Raw genomic sequence first — 3,405 nt, forward strand, 5'->3', positions numbered from 1 at the left:
GGTCAACTTGGCTTTGATGTAACCTTCGATATCAGCATTCGTATCCACCAGCACATCAACGCCACCATCCGTGGCTCGCTGGTCTCCTCCCCAAGTGACGGCCGCCTGCGAATGGCCTTCTGTGAAGAGCTCTGCACGGCATAACCTCGCAATAAGCTCCCTCGACTGAATATCGTCCAATTTCGCGATGTCATCGTTGCTGATCGAAAATACAGTATGCATGGATCTTCGTCCGGAGGAATCGAGGTTGATTGCGCGTTTTTTACTTCGATTTCATGCCGCAACCTTCGTCGCTAGCAAGCAGCTATTCGTAGAGATGTCCATGGGGCGTGAAACCGTCACTTGCGGGTTTATTCCGTAGCAATTTTCAGACTGTTAACGATTCTCCTGCCATGTGGCGCTCGTGAATCGTCGATGATAAGCGTGGCTTACCCGTTGTTCCGCGACATAACGATGCCCGAGCAGCAATCGCCACCGACTGCCCTTACGGAATTGCCGCAATCATCGGTGGTTTGTAAATGCACCGAGAAACGACTTCTTCGCCTTGCTGCTCGGGAGTCAAGGTGAGTGCGTCATACCACCAGCCTGTCTGGGGAGTCATTGCCTTCTCTACATTCGAAATAGCGCTTGTAGGCGGAACGACATCGCCGTAGATGCGTAAATAGTAATTATTGTTCTCACTGACGGTTAACGTACCTGTGACGTCCTTTACGCCGTTCCAAAAGCTGTGATTGGCGGAAGCCACGGTGTAGGTGCCGGGACGCAAAAAAATCACAGTGAATTCGTTCTGCTTGAGTCCGGTAACGAGCTTGTCATTGAACTTCAATTTGGACGCCACTCCGTAGCCAAACCCGTAGCGACCTATCGATGCCTGGCTCCTGTAGATGAATACCCGTGCATAGCCGGGCCGTGCCTGCAGATCGCTGGCGGAAGGCGCAACGTAATTTTCGGCAGCGCTTGCCACGCCGAAAAACATGAGCATGACGATGAATAGGAAGTACTTACGCATTTTTAAAGTACCCGCTCCGCACTGTCTGAAGGTCCTCAAAATTCTCACCCCGTCGGCACAATGAAATCCACGGTTCCGCCGCCAGGTCACTGACATCGACATCAAGCATATGGCTTCCCCTTCCCCATATCGTGGCTGTTTTTGGACTCATTGCATTAATGCAATCGCGCACACATCTAGCCAGCGATCGCCTACGTGACTTGTGCGCTCAATTTGTTACGCTCGGCTCGTCACCGGCGCCGTCTGTTCGCGGGCTACGCCGGTGACCTTTGCAGTAATGCAGAGAGAAAGCGCGGATCGCATGGGTTGCAGCCCATACGACCCGCTACCACAACCAACTGAATGAGAGTTGATCATGGGTGTCATGGATCATACGGCACGTGCGTGCCCTTCAAAACCCTTCTGGCTCATCAACGAGTCTCAGCTGCCATCGGACCCTGAGCAGGCCAGGTGGCATCTGCAGCTTATGAGCGTTGCCGGCACATCGCTGGCCATGTGCGTTATTCGACATCTTCTGCGATGCCACGGCACCGCCCACCGGGCGCGGCGGGGCGATCGACCGGTTGACATCGGCACATGGCCGCTCAGCCCCACGCAAGTGGAAGGTTTGCGCGCAGCCTTGTACTTTCTTCGCCGCCATGGCGAAGGATTGCTGCAAGCGGAGCGGGACGGATAGGTCATTCGCGTACGCATGATCCCTCCTCGCGGCACACCACCTGGAGGCCAGGTGTGCCGCATTTGCAAAGGCGCTGGCCGTCAAGCCATCAAACCAGCGGAACGCTTCTTTCTTTACGTTCTTCGCAACGCAAGGCCGTGAACGCAAGCTACTTCCCGCGGTGCACGAGACGCTCGATCCGGGCACCGACTATCAGCGCACTACAAATTGCCCCAAAATCGAGTCCCCTTGGCGAGACCAGCTCGGAGCGCCCGATGGCCAGTGCAGGAGGAGTCCCCGTTTCAGTCGCCGGTACTGGAACGGCATCCGATATACCTCGCCACGTTTTCGAGATCTGGATTGTCATCGCCGCGGTATTTGCGTTGGCCGGAGTGATAACGGTCCTGGCGATCGGCGGCCGCCCTGACCCGGCCGCCCTACGTGCCACCGCCCCCTTGCTGGGTGGCGCATGGCGATTCCATCTTGGCGACGCCCCGCATTGGGCCGATGCAGGCCTGGATGACCGCGGCTGGGAAACGATGAACCTGAGCGCGCCGGCAAGCAGCCATGATGGCGATGTAGGTTTGCCCAACTATGTCGGTGGTTGGATGGTGCATGGCCATCCCGGCTACCAAGGCTATGCCTGGTATCGACGCACGGTAATGGTGCCGGCAGGAGACCGCGCATGGGATGTGTTGGGGCCGACCCTCGTCGACGATGGTTACGAGTTGTACTGGGACGGCGTGCGACTGGGTGGGTCGGGACGGCTTGGCGCATCGCCCAGGATGGTCGGCACGCGGCCGATGATATTCGCGCTTCCTGCCCATGCAGCCGGCACGCAAGGCGTGCTCGCCATGCGTGTATTCATGCAACCCGGCGGCGCTGCCAATCCCGATGGCGGCGGCGTGCACGTCGCGCCGACGCTGGCGCCGCGCCCGCAGAGCGAGGAGCTCTATCGCGTGGAATGGTGGCGCACCATCGCCGGGTACATGGTCGACGTGGTCGAGCCCCTGGCGATGGTGGCGCTCATCGGCCTGGCACTTGCGCTTCGACGGCGCAGTAGCCAACCCCGTTTCATTGCATATGTCTGTATCGCGCTCGCGCTTTCGGCGGTGAAACGGTTGGACAACGCCATCGTCTCGTGGACCGATGTGATGAGTGTGCCCACCTACGTGTGGTTGTCGAACGTCCTCTGGATGCCGCTAAGCCTGGCCGCTTGGACGCTCGCCTGGAACCGCTGGAATGCCCGCGCCTCGCACGCCATCGACGCGGCCATCGTACTGCTCGCCCTGCTGGGTGTCGCGGCCGGCGTCATGCAAGTCGCCGCGCTAACTCTCCCCTTCCGGCTCGGGCTGCTTGTATTGCTCGCGCGAATGGCGGTGAGGATGGTGCGCCATGGCCCGATGCGCACGATGGCGCTCAGCACCATGGTGCTCATTGTGGTATCGCAATTCACGGCCGAGCTGGGTTCGATCGGTGTCCCCACCATCTGGTTTCCGTTTGGCATTGGCGTAACGCTTACGCAGTACGTCTATGGGGTCGCCCTGCCCCTGCTGGCTTTGTTGATCGTGCGCACGGCGTACGAACGGCGTACGACGATGTTTGTGCCTCTCAATAGATAAGGCTGGCAAGTCTGCTACGCCAGTGGCCGCGGCATGGTCACGATCCTCCAGCGAGCAGCTCGTCCAGCTGCGCGAACTGTTCGGGCAGGCCTTCTGCCGAACCGGCGAGCGCTTCCTCA

At 59.1% G+C, this 3,405-nt stretch carries 3 protein-coding genes; 1 reads left to right on the forward strand and 2 read right to left on the reverse strand.

Features of this window, described 5'->3' with window-relative positions; genetic code table 11:
* Positions 1 to 222 (reverse strand): hypothetical protein (locus VMA74_RS21395; RefSeq protein WP_325370721.1); only part of this gene is annotated, 222 nt, incomplete at its 3' end.
* Between the two features lie 262 nt (positions 223 to 484).
* Complete coding sequence (locus tag VMA74_RS21400; RefSeq protein ID WP_325370723.1) at positions 485 to 1,009, reverse strand: hypothetical protein; 525 nt, start codon at positions 1,007 to 1,009, stop codon at positions 485 to 487.
* A 930-nt stretch (positions 1,010 to 1,939) separates the two neighbouring features.
* Between VMA74_RS21400 and VMA74_RS21405 the strand changes: the two genes are divergently transcribed.
* Positions 1,940 to 3,286 carry a glycoside hydrolase family 2 gene (locus VMA74_RS21405; RefSeq protein ID WP_325370725.1) on the forward strand — a complete coding sequence of 449 codons (1,347 nt, stop codon included), beginning with the start codon at positions 1,940 to 1,942 and terminating at the stop codon, positions 3,284 to 3,286.
* Positions 3,287 to 3,405: the final 119 nt, after the last annotated feature.

Origin of the sequence: Dyella sp., from assembly GCF_035508675.1 — a bacterium.
Lineage (GTDB): Bacteria > Pseudomonadota > Gammaproteobacteria > Xanthomonadales > Rhodanobacteraceae > Dyella_B.

Excerpts from the sequence above, each read along its gene's own strand:
- VMA74_RS21405 (WP_325370725.1), top strand. The coding sequence starts at position 1,940 with ATGGCCAGTGCAGGAGGAGTCCCCGTTTCAGTCGCCGGTACTGGAACG.
- VMA74_RS21400 (WP_325370723.1), bottom strand. The coding sequence starts at position 1,009 with ATGCGTAAGTACTTCCTATTCATCGTCATGCTCATGTTTTTCGGCGTG.